The sequence below is a fragment of the Nocardioides sp. genome (genome assembly GCF_024509035.1).
GTDB lineage: Bacteria > Actinomycetota > Actinomycetes > Propionibacteriales > Nocardioidaceae > Nocardioides.
In genome coordinates this window covers 1-21957 of sequence record NZ_JANINT010000194.1, presented here as the reverse complement: position 1 = coordinate 21957, position 21957 = coordinate 1, and the positions used below count along the sequence as shown (strand labels likewise).

The 21957-nt window shown below is 70.0% G+C and carries 24 protein-coding genes; 12 read left to right on the top strand and 12 right to left on the bottom strand.

All coding sequences use genetic code 11. The annotated features are described in order from the left end of the window. The first annotated feature begins 13 nt into the window (after nucleotides 1–13). Entirely contained in the window at nucleotides 14–952 is a 939-nt protein-coding gene (gene lipA / locus Q0L15_RS14550) for a lipoyl synthase (protein ID WP_296605171.1), read from the top strand. A 43-nt stretch (nucleotides 953–995) separates the two neighbouring features. After that, a complete protein-coding gene (locus tag Q0L15_RS14545; protein WP_296605170.1) occupies nucleotides 996–1712 on the top strand; it encodes a DUF4191 domain-containing protein in 717 nt (238 codons plus the stop codon). A 9-nt stretch (nucleotides 1713–1721) separates the two neighbouring features. On the opposite strand, the gene Q0L15_RS14540 is transcribed toward Q0L15_RS14545, so the two are convergent. Continuing rightward, nucleotides 1722–2606, bottom strand: coding sequence for an LppX_LprAFG lipoprotein (locus tag Q0L15_RS14540; protein ID WP_296605169.1), 885 nt, complete (start codon nucleotides 2604–2606; stop codon nucleotides 1722–1724). A gap of 73 nt (nucleotides 2607–2679) precedes the next feature. Next, nucleotides 2680–3102, bottom strand: a complete 423-nt coding sequence (locus tag Q0L15_RS14535) for an RDD family protein (protein WP_296605168.1) — start codon at nucleotides 3100–3102, stop codon at nucleotides 2680–2682. A 190-nt stretch (nucleotides 3103–3292) separates the two neighbouring features. On the opposite strand from Q0L15_RS14535, the gene glnA reads away from it, so the two are divergent. Then, nucleotides 3293–4717, top strand: coding sequence for a type I glutamate--ammonia ligase (gene glnA / locus Q0L15_RS14530; RefSeq protein WP_296605167.1), 1425 nt, complete (start codon nucleotides 3293–3295; stop codon nucleotides 4715–4717). Between the two features lie 88 nt (nucleotides 4718–4805). On the opposite strand, the gene Q0L15_RS14525 is transcribed toward glnA, so the two are convergent. Continuing rightward, complete coding sequence (locus tag Q0L15_RS14525; protein WP_296605166.1) at nucleotides 4806–5339, bottom strand: hypothetical protein; 534 nt, start codon at nucleotides 5337–5339, stop codon at nucleotides 4806–4808. 301 nt (nucleotides 5340–5640) lie between these two features. On the opposite strand from Q0L15_RS14525, the gene Q0L15_RS14520 reads away from it, so the two are divergent. Both Q0L15_RS14520 and Q0L15_RS14515 read left to right on the top strand, forming a co-directional pair. After that, the gene (locus tag Q0L15_RS14520) at nucleotides 5641–5838 is read left to right on the top strand and encodes a hypothetical protein (RefSeq protein WP_296605165.1); all 198 of its coding nucleotides are present in this window, start codon (nucleotides 5641–5643) and stop codon (nucleotides 5836–5838) included. A 109-nt stretch (nucleotides 5839–5947) separates the two neighbouring features. After that, a complete protein-coding gene (locus Q0L15_RS14515; RefSeq protein WP_296605164.1) occupies nucleotides 5948–6250 on the top strand; it encodes an addiction module antidote protein in 303 nt (100 codons plus the stop codon). 99 nt (nucleotides 6251–6349) lie between these two features. On the opposite strand, the gene Q0L15_RS14510 is transcribed toward Q0L15_RS14515, so the two are convergent. The 8 genes from Q0L15_RS14510 to Q0L15_RS14475 are packed head-to-tail and all read right to left on the bottom strand — an operon-like array spanning nucleotide 6350 to nucleotide 14787. Next, entirely contained in the window at nucleotides 6350–7552 is a 1203-nt protein-coding gene (locus Q0L15_RS14510; protein WP_296605163.1) for an acyl-CoA dehydrogenase family protein, read from the bottom strand. Between the two features lie 28 nt (nucleotides 7553–7580). Then, entirely contained in the window at nucleotides 7581–8732 is a 1152-nt protein-coding gene (locus Q0L15_RS14505; RefSeq protein WP_296605162.1) for an acyl-CoA dehydrogenase family protein, read from the bottom strand. Then, entirely contained in the window at nucleotides 8732–9640 is a 909-nt protein-coding gene (locus Q0L15_RS14500; protein ID WP_296605161.1) for a 3-hydroxyacyl-CoA dehydrogenase family protein, read from the bottom strand. The genes Q0L15_RS14505 and Q0L15_RS14500 overlap by 1 nt, the downstream gene beginning before the upstream one ends. Then, nucleotides 9637–10431: an enoyl-CoA hydratase-related protein gene (locus Q0L15_RS14495; protein WP_296605160.1), complete on the bottom strand. Its 795-nt coding sequence runs from the start codon at nucleotides 10429–10431 to the stop codon at nucleotides 9637–9639. Before Q0L15_RS14495 ends, Q0L15_RS14500 begins: the two co-directional genes overlap by 4 nt. Then, nucleotides 10428–12044, bottom strand: coding sequence for an AMP-binding protein (locus Q0L15_RS14490; RefSeq protein ID WP_296605159.1), 1617 nt, complete (start codon nucleotides 12042–12044; stop codon nucleotides 10428–10430). Before Q0L15_RS14490 ends, Q0L15_RS14495 begins: the two co-directional genes overlap by 4 nt. A 13-nt stretch (nucleotides 12045–12057) precedes the next feature. Beyond that, nucleotides 12058–12798 carry a 3-oxoacyl-ACP reductase family protein gene (locus Q0L15_RS14485; RefSeq protein WP_296605158.1) on the bottom strand — a complete coding sequence of 247 codons (741 nt, stop codon included), beginning with the start codon at nucleotides 12796–12798 and terminating at the stop codon, nucleotides 12058–12060. A 32-nt stretch (nucleotides 12799–12830) separates the two neighbouring features. After that, nucleotides 12831–13979, bottom strand: coding sequence for an acyl-CoA dehydrogenase family protein (locus tag Q0L15_RS14480; protein WP_296605157.1), 1149 nt, complete (start codon nucleotides 13977–13979; stop codon nucleotides 12831–12833). A gap of 10 nt (nucleotides 13980–13989) precedes the next feature. Next, entirely contained in the window at nucleotides 13990–14787 is a 798-nt protein-coding gene (locus tag Q0L15_RS14475) for an enoyl-CoA hydratase/isomerase family protein (protein ID WP_296605156.1), read from the bottom strand. Between the two features lie 137 nt (nucleotides 14788–14924). On the opposite strand from Q0L15_RS14475, the gene Q0L15_RS14470 reads away from it, so the two are divergent. Next, nucleotides 14925–15590: a TetR/AcrR family transcriptional regulator gene (locus tag Q0L15_RS14470; protein ID WP_296605155.1), complete on the top strand. Its 666-nt coding sequence runs from the start codon at nucleotides 14925–14927 to the stop codon at nucleotides 15588–15590. Nucleotides 15591–15678: 88 nt separating this feature from the next. Here the strand turns inward: Q0L15_RS14470 and Q0L15_RS14465 are convergent, their stop codons facing one another. Continuing rightward, nucleotides 15679–16503: a sulfite exporter TauE/SafE family protein gene (locus Q0L15_RS14465; RefSeq protein WP_296605154.1), complete on the bottom strand. Its 825-nt coding sequence runs from the start codon at nucleotides 16501–16503 to the stop codon at nucleotides 15679–15681. 256 nt (nucleotides 16504–16759) lie between these two features. Here Q0L15_RS14465 and Q0L15_RS14460 point away from each other — a divergent pair, with 256 nt between their 5' ends. From Q0L15_RS14460 to Q0L15_RS14435, 6 genes are all read left to right on the top strand, one after another. Then, nucleotides 16760–17383 (top strand): phosphatase PAP2 family protein, encoded by a 624-nt coding sequence (locus Q0L15_RS14460; RefSeq protein WP_296605153.1) that lies wholly within the window; start codon nucleotides 16760–16762, stop codon nucleotides 17381–17383. Beyond that, nucleotides 17383–18039 (top strand): DedA family protein, encoded by a 657-nt coding sequence (locus Q0L15_RS14455; protein ID WP_296605152.1) that lies wholly within the window; start codon nucleotides 17383–17385, stop codon nucleotides 18037–18039. The genes Q0L15_RS14460 and Q0L15_RS14455 overlap by 1 nt, the downstream gene beginning before the upstream one ends. Before the next feature lie 2 nt (nucleotides 18040–18041). Next, nucleotides 18042–19655: a hypothetical protein gene (locus Q0L15_RS14450; RefSeq protein ID WP_296605151.1), complete on the top strand. Its 1614-nt coding sequence runs from the start codon at nucleotides 18042–18044 to the stop codon at nucleotides 19653–19655. Further along, complete coding sequence (locus Q0L15_RS14445; protein ID WP_296605150.1) at nucleotides 19652–20335, top strand: response regulator transcription factor; 684 nt, start codon at nucleotides 19652–19654, stop codon at nucleotides 20333–20335. Before Q0L15_RS14450 ends, Q0L15_RS14445 begins: the two co-directional genes overlap by 4 nt. Beyond that, nucleotides 20332–21762, top strand: a complete 1431-nt coding sequence (locus Q0L15_RS14440) for an ATP-binding protein (protein ID WP_296605149.1) — start codon at nucleotides 20332–20334, stop codon at nucleotides 21760–21762. Before Q0L15_RS14445 ends, Q0L15_RS14440 begins: the two co-directional genes overlap by 4 nt. Before the next feature lie 9 nt (nucleotides 21763–21771). Beyond that, a partial coding sequence (locus Q0L15_RS14435) for a glycosyltransferase (protein ID WP_296605148.1) occupies nucleotides 21772–21957 on the top strand: 186 nt, incomplete at its 3' end.

Below are 21957 nucleotides of genomic sequence, written 5' to 3'. Positions count from 1 at the left end.
ACAGTTGGCCGACGTGACGCAGGTTGCCCCAGAAGGACGCAAGCTGCTCCGGCTCGAGGTGCGCAACGCGGAGACCCCGATCGAGCGCAAGCCGGAGTGGATCAAGACCCGGGCCAAGATGGGCCCCGAGTACAAGCACCTCCAGAACCTGGTGAAGTCCGAGGGACTCCATACGGTGTGCCAGGAGGCCGGCTGTCCCAACATCTTCGAGTGTTGGGAGGACCGCGAGGCGACCTTCCTCATCGGCGGCGACCAGTGCACGCGGCGCTGCGACTTCTGCCAGATCGACACCGGCAAGCCGCAGGCGCTCGACCGCGACGAGCCGCGTCGGGTCGCCGAGTCGGTGCAGACGATGGGCCTGCGCTACGCCACGATCACCGGCGTCGCGCGCGACGACCTCGAGGACGGCGGCGCCTGGCTGTACGCCGAGACGGTGCGCGCCATCCACGAGCTCAACCCCGACACCGGCGTCGAGAACCTCATCCCCGACTTCAACGGCAAGCCGGACCTGCTGCGCGAGGTGTTCGAGTCGCGCCCCGAGGTGCTCGCCCACAACGTCGAGACCGTGCCGCGGCTCTTCAAGCGGATCCGCCCGGCGTTCCGCTACGAGCGCTCGCTCGACGTGCTGACCCAGGCCCGTGACTTCGGGCTGGTCACCAAGTCCAACCTGATCCTCGGCATGGGCGAGACCCGCGAGGAGGTCTCGCAGGCGCTGCGCGACCTGCACTCCGCCGGCTGCGAGCTCGTCACGATCACCCAGTACCTCCGGCCCTCGCCGCGGCACCACCCCGTCGAGCGGTGGGTCAAGCCCGAGGAGTTCGTCGAGCTCAAGGACGAGGCCGACCAGATCGGCTTCTCCGGCGTGCTGTCGGGCCCGCTCGTGCGTTCGTCGTACCGGGCCGGTCGGCTGTACCGTCAGGCTGTTGAGGCCCGCGACGGCGTCAGCGCCTGATCCCACCCGAACGCCCCCGAACCACGAAGAGGCAGCGAGCACGATGGCGAAGGACCCCAAGCCCGTCGACCCGGACAAGATGAGCCGGCGCGCGCAGTTCGTCGAGACCTACCGCATGGCGAGGAAGTCCGACCCGCGCCTGCCCGTGTGGATCCTCGGCTCGCTGCTCGTCGGCGGTGTCATCGGGTTCGTCGTCTTCTGGATCCTCCCCGGCGAGGGCGTGCTCGGCCTGATCCTCTCGATCGTCGGCGCCCTGCTCGTCGGCACGATGCTGGCGATGATCGTCTTCGGTCGTCGCGCCCAGCGCGCGGCGTACACGCAGATGGAGGGTCAGCCCGGCGCCGCTGCCGCGGCGCTGCGGATGCTGCGCCGTGGGTGGCGCACCGACCCCGTGATCGCCTTCAACAAGCAGCAGGACGTCGTGCACCGCGTGATCGGCCCTCCGGGCATCGTGCTGGTGGGCGAGGGCAACCCCCACCGGCTGCGTCAGCTGATGACCGCCGAGCGCCGCAAGCACGAGCGGGTGGCCTCCGAGGTGCCGATCCACGAGGTGGTGTGCGGCAACGGCGAGGGTCAGGTCCCGCTGCCCAAGCTGGTCAAGCACGTGCAGAAGCTGGGCCGCTCGGTGAAGCCCGCCGAGATGACCGACATCCTCAACCGGCTCAAGGCGCTGGACGCCAACCGCTCCAACATCCCGCTGCCCAAGGGCCCTGTCCCGACCAGCATGAAGGGCATGCGCGGCCAGATGCGGGGGCGGTGACCCTTCGGCTCAGGCCACCGGCGAGGGGTTGATCCCGGCGCCCAGGTCGGGCATGTCGGTGATCTGGTCGGCCGGGGGCGCCTCGATCGAGACGTCCTTGCCCCAGTCCTCGACGGTCATCTCGAGGTTCGTGGTCATGCCCTGGACCGGCAACTCCATCGTGGCCTGCGCCATGCGGTGCTCCTCGTCGAGCCACAGGTCGTAGGTGACGCTGTCGGGCAGCTGTCCCATCGTGGCCTGTGGCGCCTCCATGGCCTTGCCGAGCTCGGCGCCGTCGACGGTCAGCTCGTAGTGGTCGAGCGAGCGCCCGTCGACGTCGTCGGTGCCCTCGTAGGTGACCTCGTCGATCGCCGGCTCGAGCTTCTTCATCATCGCGGTGGGGTCCATCTGGTCCAGCATCGAGCCGAGGTCGCCCAGCGGGCTGGCCGGGTCAGCGGGGTCGAGCTTCCAGAACTTGCCGCTGGTGAGCTGGCCCATCGACATGTAGAAGATGCCGTCGACGTAGCGGATCTCGGCCGGGTCGTCGCCCATCATCGGCATGCCGGACGGCATGGTCATCGTCATCGTCATCGCCACCGGGTCGGCGGTGTAGTCGACGTCGCCCTCGGCGGTCATGTCGCCGAGGTCGCCCATCGACGTGGTCATCGTCATGTGGGCGGTGGTGGAGGCCTCCATGCCGTCGACGACGATGTCGATGAACTCCTCGGGCTCGACCTCGTCGCCTGTCGTCAAGCCGGTCAGCACGGTGGCGCCGGCGAGCGAGTCGGCGGCGGGGTCATCGGCCTTGGCGCCCCCGTCGCCGGAGCTGTCGCCGCACGCGGCGAGCCCGGTGAGGAGCAGCGGGGCGACGGCGAGCCCGGCGAGGGTGCGACGTACGGCGAGCGGACGGTTCACGGCGGAGCCTTTCCGAGAGGAGACGGTGTCCCCAGCATGACCCCTCACCCCCAGCGCCCAAACCTCCGGGCGCTCAGAGGTGGGGAGGACGCGCCGCCTGGAGGGTGACGGTCGCGCTGCCGGCGAGGATGTCGTGCAGGCCGCGCCGGTCGGGCCGGAAGACCAGCGGCGGGATCACCAGGGCGACCGCGACCGCCCGGCCGAGCGAGCGCAGCAGGTCGACGTTGCCGTGAGGGTCGCCGCCGCCGTCGACGCGCACGACCCGCAGCCGGGTCGCGACCTTGCCGAACGAACCGCCGACGGTCGCGGTCAGCAGCGCCGACTCGACGACGAAGACGAGCAGGACGTAGAGGCTGCCGGGGCTCCCCGTGCGGGCGTAGTCGGACCAGCCCATGAACAGGATCACGACGAAGCTGCTGGCGACCCAGTCGACGATCAGCGCCAGCGCCCGCCGTCCCCAGGAGGCGGTCTCGAGCACAGGTGCGGCAGCGGTCACGACCGCCAGGGTAGAGCCGAGCACCACCGGTCCAGTCATCGACCACCTGTTACACGCGCGAAACAAACCCGATACGGTCGAGAAACTGGCCGTGCATACGTTGCGAGCATCGCCCGGAGCAGCGTCGCCCCGGCTCTTGCTCACAGACTTTCCGGTTGGCACCCACGGCGGTGGCAGCCAAGGAGGACGAATGTTCCAGAACAGCGACGAGCTGCTCAAGTACATCAAGGACGAGCGCGTCGAGATGGTCGACATCCGCTTCTGCGACCTGCCCGGTGTGATGCAGCACTTCACCGTCCCGGTCTCGTCGTTCGACCAGTCGGTCTTCGACGACGGGCTGAACTTCGACGGCTCGTCGATCCGTGGCTTCCAGGCGATCCACGAGTCCGACATGTCGCTGTTCCCGGACCCGACCACCGCCTACATCGACCCGTTCCGCACGGCGAAGACGCTGGTCGTCAACTTCTTCATCCACGACCCGCTGACGGGTGAGGCCTACTCGCGCGACCCGCGCAACATCGCGCGTAAGGCCATGTCCTACCTCGCCACGACCGGCATCGGAGACACGGCGTTCTTCGCACCCGAGGCCGAGTTCTACGTCTTCGACAACGTGCGCTTCGAGACCAAGGCCAACGCCGGCTACTACGAGATCGACTCCTCCGCGGGCGCCTGGAACACCGGCGCGGCGTTCGAGAACGACAACCGCGGCTACAAGGTGAAGTACAAGGGCGGCTACTTCCCCGTCGCGCCCACCGACCACTTCGGTGAGCTCCGCGACGAGATGGTCATCGAGCTCGAGCGGGCCGGCCTCCAGGTCGAGCGCGCCCACCACGAGGTCGGCACCGCCGGCCAGGCCGAGATCAACTACCGCTTCGACGAGCTGCTCAAGGCCGCCGACGACGTGATGAAGTTCAAGTACATCATCAAGAACGTCGCCTGGCGCAACGGCAAGACCGCGACGTTCATGCCCAAGCCGATCTTCGGTGACAACGGCTCCGGCATGCACGTGCACCAGTCCATCTGGAACGAGGGCTCTCCCCTGTTCTACGACGAGACCGGGTACGGCGGCCTCTCCGACACCGCCCGCTACTACATCGGCGGCCTGCTCAAGCACGCCCCGTCGCTGCTGGCGTTCACCAACCCGACGGTGAACTCCTACCACCGCCTGGTCCCGGGCTTCGAGGCCCCGATCTCGCTGGTCTACTCCCAGCGCAACCGCTCGGCCTGCGTGCGCATCCCGATCACGGGCTCGAACCCGAAGGCCAAGCGCATCGAGTTCCGCTGCCCCGACCCGTCGGCCAACCCCTACCTGGCGTTCTCGGCGCTGCTGCTGGCCGGCCTCGACGGAATCAAGAACAAGATCGAGCCCGCCGCGCCGATCGACAAGGACATCTACGAGCTCCCGCCGGACGAGATGGCCGACATCGACCAGGTGCCGACCTCGCTGGGCGCCGTCCTCGACAACCTCGAGGCCGACCACGAGTTCCTCACCGCGGGCAACGTCTTCACCCCGGACCTGATCGAGACCTGGATCGACTACAAGCGCACCAACGAGATCCTCCCGGTCCAGCAGCGCCCGCACCCGCACGAGTTCGAGCTCTATTACGACATCTGAGGACAAGAGCTCAAACTCGAGCAGCGTCTGTGACCCGAAGGCCCCAGTAATCAAACTGGGGCCTTCGCCGTTGGCGATGCAACTGGCGCTACTCGCGGGCTTTCCGATCGGCGACCCAACTGCGAAAACGGTCGATCTCGGTCTGATAGGCGAGCCTCGGGTAGTCACTCCACTTCGGATTGCCGGGCCACAGGAGCTCGACCTCGACCTCGTTGTCGCGGACGGTGATGGAGTAGAGCTCCCTGGTGTCACGCCGCGAGCCGACGACCATCCCGCTCAGGACGTGGTCACAGCTGAATCCTTCAATCCCCTCGGCAGCGGCCCCGCGAACGAGGAAGGTGGCCATCAGGAACTTGAGCCACGGCGCCATGTGGTTCGCCTTGTCGCCGCCGTCGTAGCTCAGGCAGCACCCCTGAGGGCATGAGGTCCAGTTGGACCAGCCCCGAGGCGCACCGCTCGTGAGCTCGCGTAGGACCTCGTCATCTTCGTCCGCCACACGGAGTGCACCGCCCGACTCCTGCAGGAACGGCGAACCCGAGATCCGGTTGATGAACGACCGTTCACGGGGCCCCAGTGGAGGCTCGATCTGCAGGTAGCCGATGAAGTCTGTCTGATATCCCATGGGAGCACAGCCTCGGCGTCCTCGCGTGCTCGATCAACGCCCGACAGCCCGGCTGTGAACAACCCGGAAGTGGTGACGAGATGGTGGGAGACAACTGGTCGCGCCCAAGGAGGGGTGATGCCCAACACCGAGCCATGGATGGGACCGTTGCCGGCCGCGCCTGGCTGCGACTGCCACCAGGCGTGGCGCGACGACCCCGACAGCCCATGGAGGCGTGCGAAGCTGGCTGCGTCGTGACGATGTTCGAGCGGCGGGTGTCTTCGGGCTGGGGTCGATCCGGACTGTCGACTATAGTCGACACATGATCGAGATCCTCACGACGGAGGACTTCGACAACTGGCTCAGGAAGCTGAAGGACCGAGTTGGCCGACTGCGCATCTTGGAACGCGTCGACCGACTGGCCAACGGCAACCCGGGCGACGTCAAGCCAGTCGGTCAGGGCATCTCGGAGCTCCGATTGACCTACGGATCTACTACCTACGAGACGGCGACACCCTGATCCTGCTGCTGGTGGGCGGCGACAGGTCGACGCAACAGAACGACATCAGCAAGGCCTACGAGCTCGCTGCCGAGTGGCACGCAGACAAGAACGCGACGGGGACGGAGCGATGACCACCACTGAGAAGTACAAGCGGTTCGATCCCGCCGACTACCTGGACGGCCTGGAAGACGTCGCCGGCTACCTCGCGATCGCGCTCGAGGAGTCCGGCGAGGACCCCACTGCGGTCCCCCGAGCCCTTGGCGTGATCGCCCGTTCGCAGAACATGAGCGAGCTGGCACGTCGGGTCGGGATGAGTCGCGATGGGCTCTACAAGGCACTCTCCGCCGATGGCAACCCGACGTGGTCGACGATCCTCAAGGTGACCAACGCGCTCGGCCTGCGTTTCGAACTCCACACGGCCGCTTCCTGAGTCGGCGATGTGCCCCAGACTCTCCGGGCTATCAGACGGTTCTCACGCCGGGGACACAGGTCCCACACGCCTGCGGTCGTGACGTGCACGCGCCGACCGTCAGCGGAACGCCGACTGACCGGTGAGCACCTGGCCGAGCACGAGCGTGTGCATCTCGACCGTTCCCTCGTAGGTCAGCACGGACTCGAGGTTGTTCATGTGCCGGATGACGGGGAACTCCAACGAGATCCCGTTGCCGCCGAGGATCGTGCGGGCGGTACGGCAGATCTCGAGGGACTCGCGGACATTGTTGAGCTTGCCGATCGAGACCTGCTCGGGACGCAGGACGCCGGCGTCCTTGCGGCGGCCGAGATGCACGGCGAGCAGGTAGCCCTTGATGTACTCCAGGCTCATGTCGGCGAGCTTCTGCTGCGTCAGCTGGAAGCCGCCGATCGGTCGGCCGAACTGGTGCCGGTCGATGGAGTAGCGGCGTGCGACCTCGAGGCTGGAGCGCGCAGCACCGAGCGCACCCCAGGTGATGCCGTAACGCGCCTCGTTGAGGGCCGACAGCGGGCCCTTGAGCCCCCGCACCTCCGGCAGGACGGCGTCGGCGGGCAGCCGGACGTCGTCCATGACGAGCTCGCCGGTCGCCGAGGCACGCAGCGACAGCTTGTGCTTGATCTCGGGGGCGGAGAAGCCGGGAACGTCGGTCGGTACGACGAAGCCGCGCACGCCCTCGTCCGTCTGCGCCCAGATCACCGCGACATCGGAGTAGGGAGCGTTCGAGATCCACATCTTGCGCCCGTTGAGGATCCAGTCGCCGCCCGGCTCCTGGCGCGCGCGGGTGGTCATCGATCCCGGGTCGGAGCCGTGGTCCGGCTCGGTGAGGCCGAAGCAGCCGATCGCGTCGCCGGCGGCCATCTGCGGCAGCCACTCCTGCCTCTGCTCCTCCGAGCCCCAGCGCCAGATCGAGAACATCGCCAAGGAGCCCTGGACCGAGACCAGGGAGCGCAGTCCCGAGTCGGTCGCCTCGATCTCCAGGCAGGCCAGGCCGTACTCGGTCGCACTCATGCCCGCGCAGCCGTACCCGTCGAGGTGCATGCCGAGCACTCCGAGCTCGCCCAGCCCCTTGGTGAGCTCGCGGATCCCCGGGATGCCACCCTGCTCGAACCAGTCGGCGATGTGCGGCTCGCACTCCTTGTCGAGGAACGCTCGGACGGCGGAGCGCACCGCCTTCTCGTCGTCGGTGAGCAGGCTGTCCAGACTCGCCGGGTCGGTGGGGTCGAGGGGCGGCAGCTTCGTGGGGTCGGCGTGGCTGGTCATGGGAACTCCTCGGAGGGGACGGGAAGGGTCAGACGAAGGCGGAGAGGCCGGTCTCGGCGCGGCCGATGAGCAGCTTCTGGATCTGGCTGGTGCCTTCGTACAGGGTCATGACACGGGCGTCGCGCATGTACTTCTGCACCGGGTACTCGTCGATGTAGCCGTAGCCGCCGAAGGCCTGGATGGCGAGGTTGGCCGCCTTGACGGCCATCTCGGAGGCGAAGTACTTCGCCTTGCACGCCTCGGTCCCGAACGGCTGTCCCCGCTCGATCAGCGAGGCAGCGCGCCAGGTGAGGAGCCGGGCGGCGTCGGCGTCGACCGACATCTCCGCGATCATGTCCTGGATCAGCTGGTACGACGCGATGGGCCTGCCGAACTGGCGGCGCTGCGTCGTGTAGTCGACCACCGCGTCCAGACACCCCTGGATGATGCCGGTGCAGCCGGCACCGACGGAGACACGGCCCTTGTCGAGGGACTTCATGGCGAACGCGAACCCGTCGCCCTCGTTGCCGACGAGCGCATCGGCCGGCACCCGGACGTCGTCGAAGCTGAGCTCCGAGGTCGCCTGGCCGCGCAGGCCGAGCTTCCCGTGAATCTCGGTGCGCTCGAAGCCCGGGCTGTCGGTCGGCACCAGGAAGGCCGAGATGCCCTTCGCGCCCTCGCCACCGGTGCGGGCGAAGACCAGGCAGACGTCGGCCCAGCTGCCGTTGGTGATGAAGATCTTCGAGCCGTTGATGACCCAGTCCGAGCCGTCGCGAGTCGCCCGGGTCTTGAGGGAGGACGGGTCCGAGCCGTTGTCCGGCTCGGTGAGCCCGAAGCAGCCGAGCTGCGCACCGGTCGCGATGCCGGGCAGCCACTGCGTCTTCTGCTCCTCCGAGCCGTGGTCGAGGAGCACCTTTCCGAACAGGCCCATCGACACCGAGACGATCCCTCGGACGGCGGAGTCCGCACGCCCGAGCTCCTCCATCGCGATGCAATAGGTGATGTAGTCCCCACCCACACCGCCGTACTCCTCGGGGATGGTGAGCCCGAAGAAGCCGAGCTCGCCCAGCTTCGGGATGATCGCCGTGTCGACCGACTCGCGACGGTCCCACTCGGCTCGATGGGGCACGACCTCCTTCTCCAGGAAGTCACGTGCCATCGCCTTGAACGCGAGCTGCTCCTCGGTGAGCGTGAGGTCCATCAGTGCTGTCCCTTCAGATCTGCGAGGTCGGTGACGCCGGTGCGGTCGCCCGACGGTCCGTAGGTGTAGAAGCCTCGGCCGGTCTTGCGACCGAGGTGTCCCTGCTCGACCAGCGCGGACACGGTCCGCGAGGGCGCATCCGCTGCATCGCCGGTGACCTCGAACCGGGCGGTCTTGGTGAGGTAGCCGATGTCGATGCCGGTGAGGTCCATCAGCTCGAACGGCCCCATCGGGTAGCCGAGTGCGGTCCGGGCAGCCGTGTCGATGGCCTCGACGTCCGCGTAACCGCCCTCGAGGAGCCTGAGCGCCTCGTCCCGCACGGCGCCGAGCAGGCGGTTGGCGACGAAGCCGGGGATCTCCTTGTCGAGCACGACGGCGGTCTTGCCGATGCGTTCGACGAACGCGAGACAGGCCTCGACGACCGGGCTCGCAGTGTCGGGCCCGCGGACCACCTCGACACAGGGCATCACCAGAGCGGGATTGAAGAAGTGCAGGTTGAGGAAGCGGTCGGCCCGCGTCGTCGCGGTCGCCATCGAGGACGGCACGAAGCTGGAGGAGTTGCTCGCGAACACCGTTCGCGCAGGACACAAGCCGTCGAGCTCGGCGAAGAGCTCGCGCTTCGCCGGGAGCCTCTCCACGATCGCCTCGATGACGAGGTCGACCGCGCCCGCGTCGGCCAGACTGGTCGTGGCCGTCAGTCGCTGGAAGGCCGCGTCCACCGCCTCGCGGGTACGGCGTCCCTTCGTGACCTGGGCGTCCATCCGCTCGAGCAGGTGCTGACGCGCCTGCTCCACCCTGGCGGCGTCGACGTCGTACACCGTCACAGTGCAGCCGGCGAGAGCGGCCACCATCGCGATCTGCGAGCCCATCGCCCCGGAGCCGGCGACGAGGACCTGGTCGATGCTCACCGTCCGCTCCAGGCGGGGCTCCGCTTCGCGAGGAAGGACTCGGCACCCTCGCGCTTGTCGTCGGTCGTGTAGAGCAGGGACTGGGCGAGCTGCTCCACGACCAGCCCGGTCCGCCGGTCGGTGTCCATGCCGGTGCGGATCACCAGCTTGGCGAGTCGCACGGCCAGGGGTCCCTTCGCCAGGATCGCAGCCGCGACCTCCCGGGCTCTGTCCAGCAGCTGATCGGGTTCACAGACGCGCGTGACCAGACCGGCCGCCAGCGCCTCACCGGCATCGAGCATGCGCCCGGTGAGGATCAGGTCGATCGCCAGGCCGGTGCCGACCAGGCGGCTCATCCGCTGGGTGCCGCCCGCGCCGGGCAGGACCGAGAGGTTCGTCTCGGGAAGACCGAACCGCGCGCTCGACGCGGCGATCCGGAGGTCGCAGGCCATCGCCAGCTCGCAGCCACCGCCGAGGGCGTATCCGTTGACGGCCGCGATGGTCGGCTTCTCGAAGGACTCGACCTCGTCGTAGAGACGCTGCATCGAGGACGCGAGGCCGGTGTGGAGGTCGTACTCCTGCAGCTGGCCGATGTCGGCGCCGGCGGCGAACGCCTTCTCGCCGGCCCCGGTGATGACGACCGCACCCGCAGCGTCGTCGTCGCGGATCTCTGCCAGCGCTGCCCGGAGGTCGGACTGGAGCTGGGCGTTGATCGCGTTGCGCACGTCCGGCCGGTCGAGGGTGATCACCGCGACCCTCTCGGCGACGTCGACCCGGAGCGTGTCGTAGCCGCTCGTCCGTGGTGCGTTCACGACTGGGCCACCTGCTCTCGCAGCTGGAACTTCTGGATCTTGCCACTCGGGGTCTTCGGGAAGTCCTCGAGCACGACGAGCTTCTCCGGCCAGTACTGCTTGGCCACGCCCTGAACACGGAGGAATGCCTGCATCTCCTCGAACTCCAGCACGGCCCCGCTCCTGAGGACCACGCAGGCACAGGCCCGTTCCTGGAGGCGAGGGTCCGGCACGGCGACGACCGCCACGGCCTGGATGTCGGGATGCTCGTAGAGCGCGTTCTCGACGTAGGCGACCGGGATGTTCTCGCCGCCCCGGATGATCACGTCCTTGGTGCGACCGGAGATGCGGAGGTAGCCGTCCTCGTCGATGAACGCCAGGTCCCCGGTGTCGAACCAGTCGCCCCGGCCGTCGTCGTCGGGGATCATCAGGGCGCGCGTCATCTCCAGTCGCTCGGCGTAGCCGACGAAGAGGAACGGCCCGCGCACCTGGAGGGCGCCTTCCTGACCGGCCGGCACCACGGAGCCCGAGGGGTCCACGACGCGGATCTCCATGCCGGGCCACGGGTAGCCGTCGGTCTCGATGATCTTCTCCTCGGGGTCGCCCGGGATGCCGATGGTGACCAAGCCCTCTTCCGACTGCCCCCACCCGCCCACGACCACCAGACCGGGCAGGCGGGTCCTCGCCTCGCGGACCATGGCCCGCGGGATCGGCGCGCCCATGCAGCAGAAGCGGACCAGGCTGCTGGTGTCGTGATCGGCCAGATCAGGTGAGGTGACGAGGTCGTGCAGGAACGGCGTGGCTGCCGAGGTGTAGGTGATGCGGTGGCGCTCCACGAGCTCGACGAACGTGCTCGCGTCCCAGACATCCTGGAGGACGCACGTGGCGCCGTTCTGGACGCTGAGCCGGGCGCCGTAGAGGAAGCCCGTCAGGTGCGCCAGCGTCGAGGCCATGTGCAGGACGCTGTCCGGGCCGACGCCGAGCCGGCCCGGCAACGGGTCGTTGGCCGCGACCATGGTGTTGTGGGTGTGCATCACGCCCTTGGGCTCACCCGTGGTGCCGGAGGTGAAGATCAGCAGCGTGACCTCGTTGGGGTCCGGACGGAGCGCGACGAGGTCCGCGTTCGCGTCGCCCTCGGTCGTGAGCTGCACCCACGAGTCGGCGCCGATCACCACCACGTCGGGGTCGAAGTCCCACTCCCCCTTGAGCTCCTCGAGCATGGCGGGATAGTCGAACCCGCGGAAGTCCTGAGGCACCACGATCACCTTCGACCTGGCGAGACCGACCATGAAACCGACCTCGCGTTCGCGGTAGATCGGGATGAGCGGGTTGCTGATCGCCCCGATGCGCGTCGCGGCGTAGTGCACCACGATCCACTCGATCCAGTTGGGGATCTGGAAGGAGACGACGTCGCCCGGACCGACGCCCCTGGCCAGCAGGCCGCGAGCCGCCGCGTCGACCTCGGCCCTCAGCTCGGCGAAGGTGACGGACCGGTGGCTGTCCACGAACGCGATCTTGTCGGGCGTGTTCTCGGCATGCTCGTCGAGGAAGTCGGTGATCACCTTGCCGCGCCAGTAGCCGGCCGTGGTCTCGCGCTCGATGCGCTCGGGAGTCAGGAGGGTCTCGAAGGTCATGGCGGGTCCCGTTTCAGCTCATCGTCAGTCCGCCACTGACGCTGACGGTCTGGCCCGTGATGAAGGCAGCTTCGTCCGAGGCGAGGAACGCGACGGCGTTGGCGAGGTCCTCGGGCTGCCCGAGGCGCTTGAGCGGGATCGCCTTCGTCAGCGCCGCACGCAGGCCGTCGCCACCGATGGAGGCGAAGAGCTCGGTGTCGGTCGGACCGGGCGAGACACAGTTGGCGGTCACGCCCGCGCGGGCCATCTCGCGGGCGATGGTCTTGGTGAACGCGATGACACCGCCCTTGGCGGCGGAGTAGACGGCCTCGCCCGACGAACCGACGCGGCCGGAGTCGGATCCGATGTTCACGACCCGGCCGTATCCCTGTTCGGCCATGATCGGCAGGACCGCGTGACAGGTGTTGAGCTGGCCGTAGAGGTTGATCTGGATGATCCGGTCCCAGGTCGCCACCGCGGAGTCGACGAACGGCTCGGCCTTGTCCCAGCCGGCGTTGTTGACCAGGACGTCGATCCGGCCGAGCTCCTCCTTGACCTGGGCCACGATCGCGTCGACCGACGCCTTGTCGGTCACGTCGAGCCGCATCCCGATCGCACCGCCGCCGAGCTCGCCTGCGGTCTCCTTGGCGCCGGCCTCGTTGAGATCGGTGACCACGACGGTCGCGCCCTCCGCCGCCAGCTTGGTGGCGATCGCCTTGCCGATGCCTTGCGCGGCACCGGTGACGACGGCGATCTTGTTGTCGAGCTTGCCCATGATGGTGTCCTCTGCGTGGTGGTGGTGGGGTCTCAGGGCGCGAAGGCGCGGCCGAGCAGGTTGCGGGAGATGACGAGCTTGGAGACCTGGGCCGTGCCGTCACCGATCTCCAGACCGATGACGTCGCGGAGGCGCTGCCCGACCTTGTGCTCGGTGGAGTAGCCGACGTGCCCCAGGGTCAGCAGGCACTGGTGGATGACGTCGACGGCGAGCTTGGGCGCCCAGAACTTCGCCATCGCTGCCTCGGCACTGTGCTCGCGGTCGTTGTCCTTGCGCCACAGGGCCTCGTAGCAGACGTGCCGGGCTCCTGCGACGTAGGTCGCGCACTCCGCGAGCGGGAACGACACGCCCTGGAAGGTTCCGATCGGCTTGCCGAACGCCACCCGGTCGCGCGCCCATCGGATCGCCTCGTCGAGGCTCTGCTCGGCGGCGCCGAGGCACAGCAGGCCGATGATCGCGCGGGAGTAGTCGAAGCCCTGCATCACCGAGACGAAGCCGCCGCCCTCCTCGCCGATCAGGTCGGCGCGGGTGACCCGCACCTGGTCGAAGTGGATCGACGCTCGGCCGATCGCCCGGGCACCGAGGTCGTCGAAGGCGCTGCGCGAGATGCCAGGGCCGTTCAGGTCCACCCAGAAGGCACTCACGCCGCGAGCGCCGGGTCCTCCCGTGCGTGCCAGGACGACCGCTCGATCGGCAGCCATGCCGAGGGTGATCGAGGTCTTCTCACCGTTGAGCATCCACGCGTCGTCACCGTGAGGGGTCGCCTTGAGCCCCAGGGCGGCGGCGTCGGTCCCGGCACCCGGCTCGGTGATCATGATGCAGGGGACGATCTCGCCCGCTGCGATACCAGGCAGCCAGGCCCGCTTCTGCTCCTCGTGGCAGTTGCGCACGAGGATGTCGCTGATCAGCGCGGTGTTGATGATCAGGTAGCCGGCGTTGAAGTCGGCGCGGCCGACCTCCTCCGCCGCGATGCCGGCGATGACGGCCGTCGCCTCCTGCCCGCCGTACTCCTCCGGGATGCGCAGTCCGGTCAGTCCCATCTGCGCCATGTCCGAGGCCTGCTGGCGCCGGAACTCGGCCGCCTTGTCGTCGGACTGGTAGTGGGGCGCCAGGACCTTCTCCGCCCACCGAGCGACCTCCGCACGGAAGGCTTCCTCTTCCTCGTCGAACCCGTAGTGCATGGCCGCCGCCTCAGCGCGCCGACGGGAAGGCGGGCTGACGCTTCTCCTGGAGTGCCGTGTAGCCCTCGACGACGTCGGGGGCCATGAAGCACAACATCTCGTACGCCGCCGACTGGTCGAAGATCGGGGCGGCCTGGCGCACCCAGCTGTTGAGAGTGCGCTTGGTCAGTCGGATCGCCTGCTGCGCGCCCGTGGCCATCACCTGCGCGACGCGCATCGCCTCCTCGAGCACCTGGTCGCGCGGAAGCGCCTTGCTGACCAGACCGATCCGCTCGGCCTCGGCGCCGGTGAGCATCTCGCCGGTCATCAGGTAGTAGCGGGACTTGGCCATGCCGCACAGCAGGGGCCAGATGATGGCGGCATGGTCGCCGGCGGCGACCCCGAGCTTCACGTGGCCGTCACCGAGCTTGGCGTCCTCGGCCATGATCGAGATGTCGGCGAGCAGGCCGACGACGGTGCCGGCGCCGACCGAGACGCCGTTGATCGCGGAGACGATCGGCTTCTCACAGTTGATGATGTTGTAGACCATGTCGCTCATCTCGCGGAGCATGTGGTCCACCCGCTCGTGGTCGCCCGCCAGGCGCGAGACCATGTCGAGGTCCCCGCCGGCACTGAAGGCCTTGCCGGCCCCGGTGATCACCGCGACCCGGGTCTCCTTGTCGTCAGAGACGTCGCGGAAGACCCGGGCGAGCTCGCCATGCATCTCCTCATCCGTCGCGTTGTACTTCTCCGGACGGTCCATGGTGATCAGCAGCACGCCGTTGTCGTGCCGGGTGAAGGTCAGCTGCTTGTAGCTCTTGAAGTCCACGACGCGCTCCTGGTCAGTGAGTGAATCTCGGTTCATTGACAATGAACGTAGATTCATTCTTTGTCCGTGTCAATGCCCCAGTGGCACCCGGTCTGCCCTACGATGAATCTGGATTCACCCAGCCGAGAGGACCCCGGATGCCCCACACCTCCATTGAGCGCCCGCAGGACGCTGCGCGCCAGATGCTGGCCGAGCACCGCTCCCGCCAGCTGCTCGACGCCGCCGCTCGGCTGATGGAACGGGAGGGCTCCGAGGCCGTCTCCATGCAGGCACTCGCTGCCGAGGCGGGTGTGAGCGTCGGATTGATCTACCGCTACTTCGGCAGCAAGGACGATGTCCTGCTCGCGGTCATCGTCCAGGTGCTCGAGGCCTTCGCGACCCAGGTCCCCCGGGCCATCGAGGCCGCGGGCGAGGACCCGGTCCGTCGCCTGTCCGCTGCCTTCGCGGCGTATTGCACGGTGATCGACGAGCACCGCCACGCAGCGGTCCTCACCTACCGTGAGTCGAAGTCGCTCGACCCGGCCGGCCGGGATCGCATCAAGCGTCTCGAGGTCGAGACCAGCCAGCCCCTGCGTGACGCCGTGCGCAGCGGCGTCGAGTCGGGGTTGCTCCGCACCGCGGACCCGGACCTGGTGGCCTACAACCTGCTGCTGCTCGCCCACGCATGGGCGCTCAAGCACTGGTACTTCGAGAAGACGATGACGCTCGAGGCCTACATCAGCGCCCAGCTGGCGCTCGCGCTCAGTGCCATCGTCGCCCCCACGTCCAGGCGCAGGTACGCCGACCTGCTGTCCCCGTCCTGAGGCAGGAGCCGAACCGGCCGCCTCCTCGCGAGGTCGTCGACCGGGTCGCGGCCGAGCGCGGCAGCGCGGCCGGGAGGTGGCCTACGGCTCAGGCAAGACCCGGCAGCGCCTGGGCGGCGGTGTAGACGGCGACGCCGAGGACCAGCGCGGCGAAGGCGGACTGCAGGCGGGCGGTGTCGACGCGGCTGGCGATCAGGGCGCCCGCGATCGCTGCGAGCGCCGAGGCGGCGGTCAGGACGACGACCGGGGCCCAGTCGGGGTGGGTGCCCGCACCCGCCCGGACCACCAGGGCCACCGCGCTCGTGATCGTGATGACCACCAGCGAGGTGCCGGCGGCGTACCGCATCGGCAGCGCCAGCGCGAGCAGCAGGGCGGGGACGACGAGGAAGCCACCGCCCACGCCGAGGAACCCGGTCAGCAGACCGACCACGGTCGCGGTGACGAGCACCTTGAGCGCCCGCGGGCACTGGCAGGCGAACGTCGGGCTGAACGTGATGATCGGGTCGTCGAGCCTGGGGCGTTCGACGTGCCGCGGCGCGCCGCTGCGTCCATGACGCAGCTGGCGCCAGACGAGCAGCCCGCCGACGAGGAGCATCAGCGCGGCGAACGCCGCCAGCAGGACGTCCTCGGACACCCGGCTCGAGAGCACCGCGCCCAACGCGGCCCCGCCCGTCGCCACGAGCCCGAACGCGACGCCGCGACCGAGGAGGACGTTGCCGGCCCGGTGGGCCGTCACCGCGCCGATCACCGACGTGCACCCGACGACGACGAGTGACCCCGTCGTCGCCTGGGCGGCCGACTGGTCGAGCAGGTACACCAGCACCGGCACGGCCAGGATCGACCCGCCGCCGCCGAGCGCGCCCAGGGAGAGCCCGATGAGCACACCGGCGACGACGGCCAGGACCAGGGTCATCTCAGCAGCCGTCCTGCATCGCGCGGCTCAGGCCGGTGTCCATCCAGTTCTTCCATGGTCTTCAGCAGCAACGCTAGACGGCCGCCGTTCAGCGATCGTCGCCGACCCGACCGTGCGGGCTGCTCTCCCCTACCTCCGCCGCTCGAGAGGATGGGCAGCACGTGGCGCGGAGGGCTTCATCACTGCTTCATGTGCCGCTGCCTACGGTTCGACTCGATGCGGGCCCCCTCGGACCCGCGGACGGGAGGACGGGGCCGTGGCCACGAGCGCGGGAACGGTGATCTGGGCCGACGCCCAGGCGGAGTGGTTCCGAGCGGTCAACCACCTGGCGCGTGCCACGCCGTGGCTGCACACGCCGGCCCGCCTGTTCGCCGAGTACGGCGTGGGCGTCTTCGCCGCGCTGCTGCTGGCGTCGTGGTGGTGGGCGCGACGCGAGGGCGACCTGCGCCAGGTCACCGCGGCGCTGTGGGCACCCGTCGGGGCCCTGGTGGCCCTCGGCGTCAACCAGCTCCTGGCGGCAGCCTTCGCCGAGCCGCGGCCCTACGACGTGCTCCCCCACGCGCTCACCCTGACCGCGCGCAGCACCGACCCCTCGTTCCCCAGCGACCACGCGGTGATGGCCGGAGCGGTGGCCGCCGGGATCCTGCTCGCGCACCGCAGGCTCGGGCTCGTGACCGCCGCGTTGGCGCTCGCCATGGCCTTCGCACGGGTTTACGTCGGGGCCCACTTCCCGCTCGACGTCGTCGTGGGCCTGCTGGTCGGCGCCACCGTCTCGGTGGCCTGCTACCTGGTCGCCCGACGCGTCGGAGTCCGACTGGTCGAGCTGCTCGCCGGCACACCCGCGCGACCGCTGCTGACCGCGGCGCCGAGGGCAGCCTGATGACCGGGCTGCTGACCGCGACGGTCCAGCACCTGCTCGCGACCCCGGCCTGGCTCGCACTCCTCGTGGTCTTCGCGCTCCCGGCCCTGGAGTCCTCCGCCTTCCTGGGGTTCGTCTTCCCCGGCGAGATGGCCGTGCTGCTCGGCGGCGTGGCCGCGGGCCAGGGCCACGTCCCGCTCGCCGGCGTCCTGGCGGCCGGAGTGTGCGGGGCCGTCGCCGGTGACGCCGTCGGCTACCTCGTGGGTCGCCGCTGGGGCCGGCGGATCCTGGACTCCACGCTCGGTCGGTTCGTGAAGGCCGACCACCTCGACCGTGCGGAGCGAGCACTCGGCCGGCGCGGCGGGTGGGCGGTCTTCGGCGGACGGTTCACGGTGGCGCTGCGAGTGCTGATCCCGGGGCTGGCCGGCATGGCACGCATGCCCTACCGACGATTCGCCGTGGCCAACGTCGCGGGCGCCGGTCTCTGGGTCGCGACGATGGTCCTCGCCGGCTACCTGGCCGGCAACAGCTGGCACACCGTGGGGCACTACATCTCGATGATCGGCCTCGGCCTCACCGCCGCGGTCGTCGTCCTGCTCGTCGGCGGACGCAGGCTGCACCGGCGGCCCCGCGCCGCCGCCGAGGCCCACCGGTCCGGCTCGCTGAGCTCGGTCTGACCGTGGCTGTCACCGATCACCTCACGCGGGCCACCCGGGAGGTGGTGCGCCCCACCCAGCAGCGCACGCGTGTCGGTGATCGACGGTGGGCGACCTCGGGACTGCTGCTCGCCGCCGTCGTGGCGGTGGCCGCCTGGTTGCCGTTCCTCGAGCGCCCGTTGAGCCCCGACGAGAGCGGCTTCCTGCTGCTCGCGCAGCACTGGCACCACGGCAGCTCGTTGTACGGCGACTACTGGGTCGACCGTCCGCCGCTGCTGTTGTGGCTCTTCTCGCTGGCCGGCCACCTCGGCCCCACCCACGTCACCTCGGTCGGCGTGATCGCGCCGGGGGTCAAGATCATGGGCGCCGCCGCGAGTGGTGCCGCGGTGCTCCTGACCGGGGTCCTCGCCCGTCAGGTCGCGCCCCGGAGCCGGTGGTCGCGCACCGCTGCCGTCGTCCTGGCCGCGGCGCTCCTGTCCAGCCCGCTCCTCGGCATGCCGGAGACCAACGGCGAGGTGCTCGCGGTGCCGTTCGTGCTGCTCGGCACTGCGGGTGTGGTCGCCGCCCTGCGCCGCCCCTGGGGTCGGACGGCAGCGCTGCTCACCGCAGGGGCCGGTGCCTCGGCGATGGCCGGGGCGCTGGTCAAGCAGAACGTCGTGGACGTGTTCGTCTTCGCTGCCGTGGCCGCGGTCGTCCTCCGACACCGCGTCGACCGGCTCCGGGCCCGGATGGCCGGGTTCGCAGCGGGTGCGGTCGCGGTGCTCGGCCTGGCGCTCGCCGGAGCCTGGGCGCAGGGCACCACCGTCGCCGGGTTGTGGGACGCGATCGTGGTGTTCCGGCTCGAGGCCTCCGACGTGATCGGCACCTCGGCCTCGGAGGCGACCAGCCAGCGGATGACCCGCACGGTCCTCGCGTTCTTCACCAGCGGCGCGGGGGTGGTGCTGGCCGTCACGCTCGTGATCGCGACGGCGGCGGTCCTCGACCGGTTGCTGCACGACCGCCGGTCGGACGCCCCGGGCGTCGGCGGCACGACGCCGAGCTTCGCCTCCCCCGCGGCAGCCCTGGTCGCCTGGGAGCTGTGTGCCGCCGTGCTCGGCGGGAGCTACTGGCTCCACTACCTCACCGGAGTGGTCCCCGGCCTCGTGACCGTGCTGGCCCTGACCGGCCGGTCCGCCCGGCCGAGGACACCCGCCCGACGCGCGGCGACCCTGGCCGTGGCCTACACGCTGGTGGCCGGCGTGGCGGTCTGGGCGCCGCACGCGACCGCAGCGGTGTCGGTGTCCTCCGACGCGCAGGTGATCACCTACCTGCGCGAGCACGCCGCACCGGGGGACGGGGTCGTGGTCGGCTTCGGACATCCCGACATCGTCGCCGGCAGCGGCCTGAGCAGCCCCTATGAGCAGCTGTGGAGTCTCCCGGTCCGCGTGCGGGACCCGGACCTGGCGCAGCTGCAGCGGGTGCTGGCCGGCCCCACCGCTCCGCGGTGGGTCGTCGTGGCCGGCGACTCCCTCGAGACCTGGGGACTCGACCCGGCGGGCACGGCGAACGCGCAGCGCTACCTCCAGCGGCACTACCGTGAGGACGTGACGTACGGCGACTGGCACATCTGGCAGCGCCAGGAAGGCGGGGCTCGGTGAGGATCCTGGTGGCCGAGGACGACGTACGCCTCGCCGCCCTGCTGCAGGAGTCGCTCGGAGAAGCCGGGTGGCGCGTCGAGGTCGTGCACAACGGCCGCGGCGCCTACGACCGGCTGCTCGGCGACACCAGCTTCGACGTGGTGCTGCTGGACTGGATGCTGCCCGGGATGGACGGCGTCACCGTGGCCCGTCGGCTGCGCGGCATCGGGATGACCACCCCGATCCTGATGCTCACCGCTCGAGGTGACGTCCGCGACCGCATCGACGGGCTCGACGCCGGCGCCGACGACTACCTGCCCAAGCCGTTCGACCTCGACGAGCTCCTGGCCCGGCTGCGCGCGCTGTACCGCCGCGGCGGCTTCGGCGAGTCGCCCGTCCAGATCGGCGACCTGGCGGTGGACCCCGGGGCCCGTCGCATCGCCCGCGGCGGCGTCGAGATCACGCTGTCGACCCGCGAGTTCGACATCCTCTACCTGCTGGCCTCCCACGCCGGACAGGTGGTGAGCCGCCTGATGATCCTCGACGAGGTCTGGGACGGCGAGACCGACCTGCGCAGCAACGTCATCGACGTCCACCTCGCCTCGATCCGCGCGAAGATCGACAAGCCCTTCGGGACCGACACCATCACGACCCTCCGCGGCGTCGGCTACCGGCTCGAGGTCCCGGTCGGGGCTCGATGACCCGGCTCCAGGCCCGGCTCTCCCGGCTCCCCCTGCGCGTGCGCCTGGTCGCGGGGTTCTCGGCCGCGAGCCTGGTGGTGCTCCTCGCCGCCGGCACCTTCGTCTACTGGCGCGTCGAGTACGCCCTCGACGCCAGCCTGGACGCCGAGCTCAGCCAGGCGAGCCACACGTTGGTCCCCCTGATCGGCGCGGACGGCCGCACGAGCGACCCTTCGGCAGCCGACGCCACCGGCGTGGCCTGGCAGGTGATGGACGGCGACGGCACCGTGCTCGGCCACGGTGGACCGGCCGGAGCGACCAGCCTCCTGAGCCCCGGCCAGCTGGACCAGGTGACCTCGACGCCACGTACCGTCGACGTCGGCGACTTCCTGCCCGCGTCCGCCGAGCCGTACCGCCTGCAGGTGGTCCGGCTCTCGCCGTCGCCGCCGCGGTACCTCCTGGTCGGCGTACGGCGCGACCACCGCGACGAGACGCTGCGCGAGCTCCTCCTGCAGCTCACCGTCGCCGGGCTCGGGGCCCTGCTCGTGACGGCGCTCGTCGGCGAGCGGCTGGCCCAGGCCGCGCTGCGCCCGGTCGAGCGCTACCGACGTCGGGCGGCGGCGATCGCGGCCGGCGACACCGCGCTGCGGCTCGACGTGCCGGCGCTGCGCGACGACGAGATCACCCGTCTCGGGCACACGTTCAACGACATGCTCACGACGCTGGAAGGCGCCCTCGATCGCGAGCGGCAGTTCGTCACCGAGGCCAGCCACGAGCTGCGCACCCCGATCACGCTGTTGACCAGCCGCATCCAGCTGGCCCTGCGTCGGCCCCGCACCCCCGAGGAGCACGAACGGATCCTCGCCGAGCTCGAGATCGACCTCGATCGCCTCGCGAGGCTCTCCGAGCAGCTGCTCCAGCTCGGCAGGATCAGCGGCTCCCACCCGACCGCGCACAGCGACCTCGTCACCGTGGCCGGCCGGACGATCAGCCAACGGCGTCTGGCCGATCCCGGCCACGCGGGCGATGTCACGGTCACCCTCCCCGAGCGACAGCTCCCGGTGCCGCTCGCCGACTTCGAGGTGGAGCGCGTGGTCACCAACCTGCTCGACAACGCGGCCCTCCACGGCGCGCCTCCGGTCGAGGTGACGGTCGACGAGCCGGTGCCGGGCTGGGCCCGGCTGGTCGTCGCTGACGCCGGCCCGGGCATGCCCCCCGCGCTCCTGTCCAAGGCGACCCAGCGCTTCGCTCGTGCCGACGAGGCACGCCCGCTCCCGGGGTCCGGGCTCGGACTGTCGCTGGTCGATGCGCTGGTCACCGGGGCGGGCGGCGAGCTGCGCCTGTGCCACGACGGACGGCACGAGACCTCCGGCCGCCCCGCCCCGGTGCCCTGCAGCCACGGGCCGGCCATGACCGTGACCGTGCTGCTGGGCACCGAGGACGCCTAGCCTCGCTTCATGCGCGCTTCATCCGGCCGTGCCTACGGTCCGACCGTGCGCTGCATGATCGTCATCCCGACCTACAACGAGGTCGACACCGTCTCGGAGCTGCTCACCGCCCTCGAGGCGGTACGAGGGGCGGTGCCCGGCGTCCGGGTCGACGCGCTGGTCGTCGACGACAGCAGTCCCGACGGGACCGCCGAC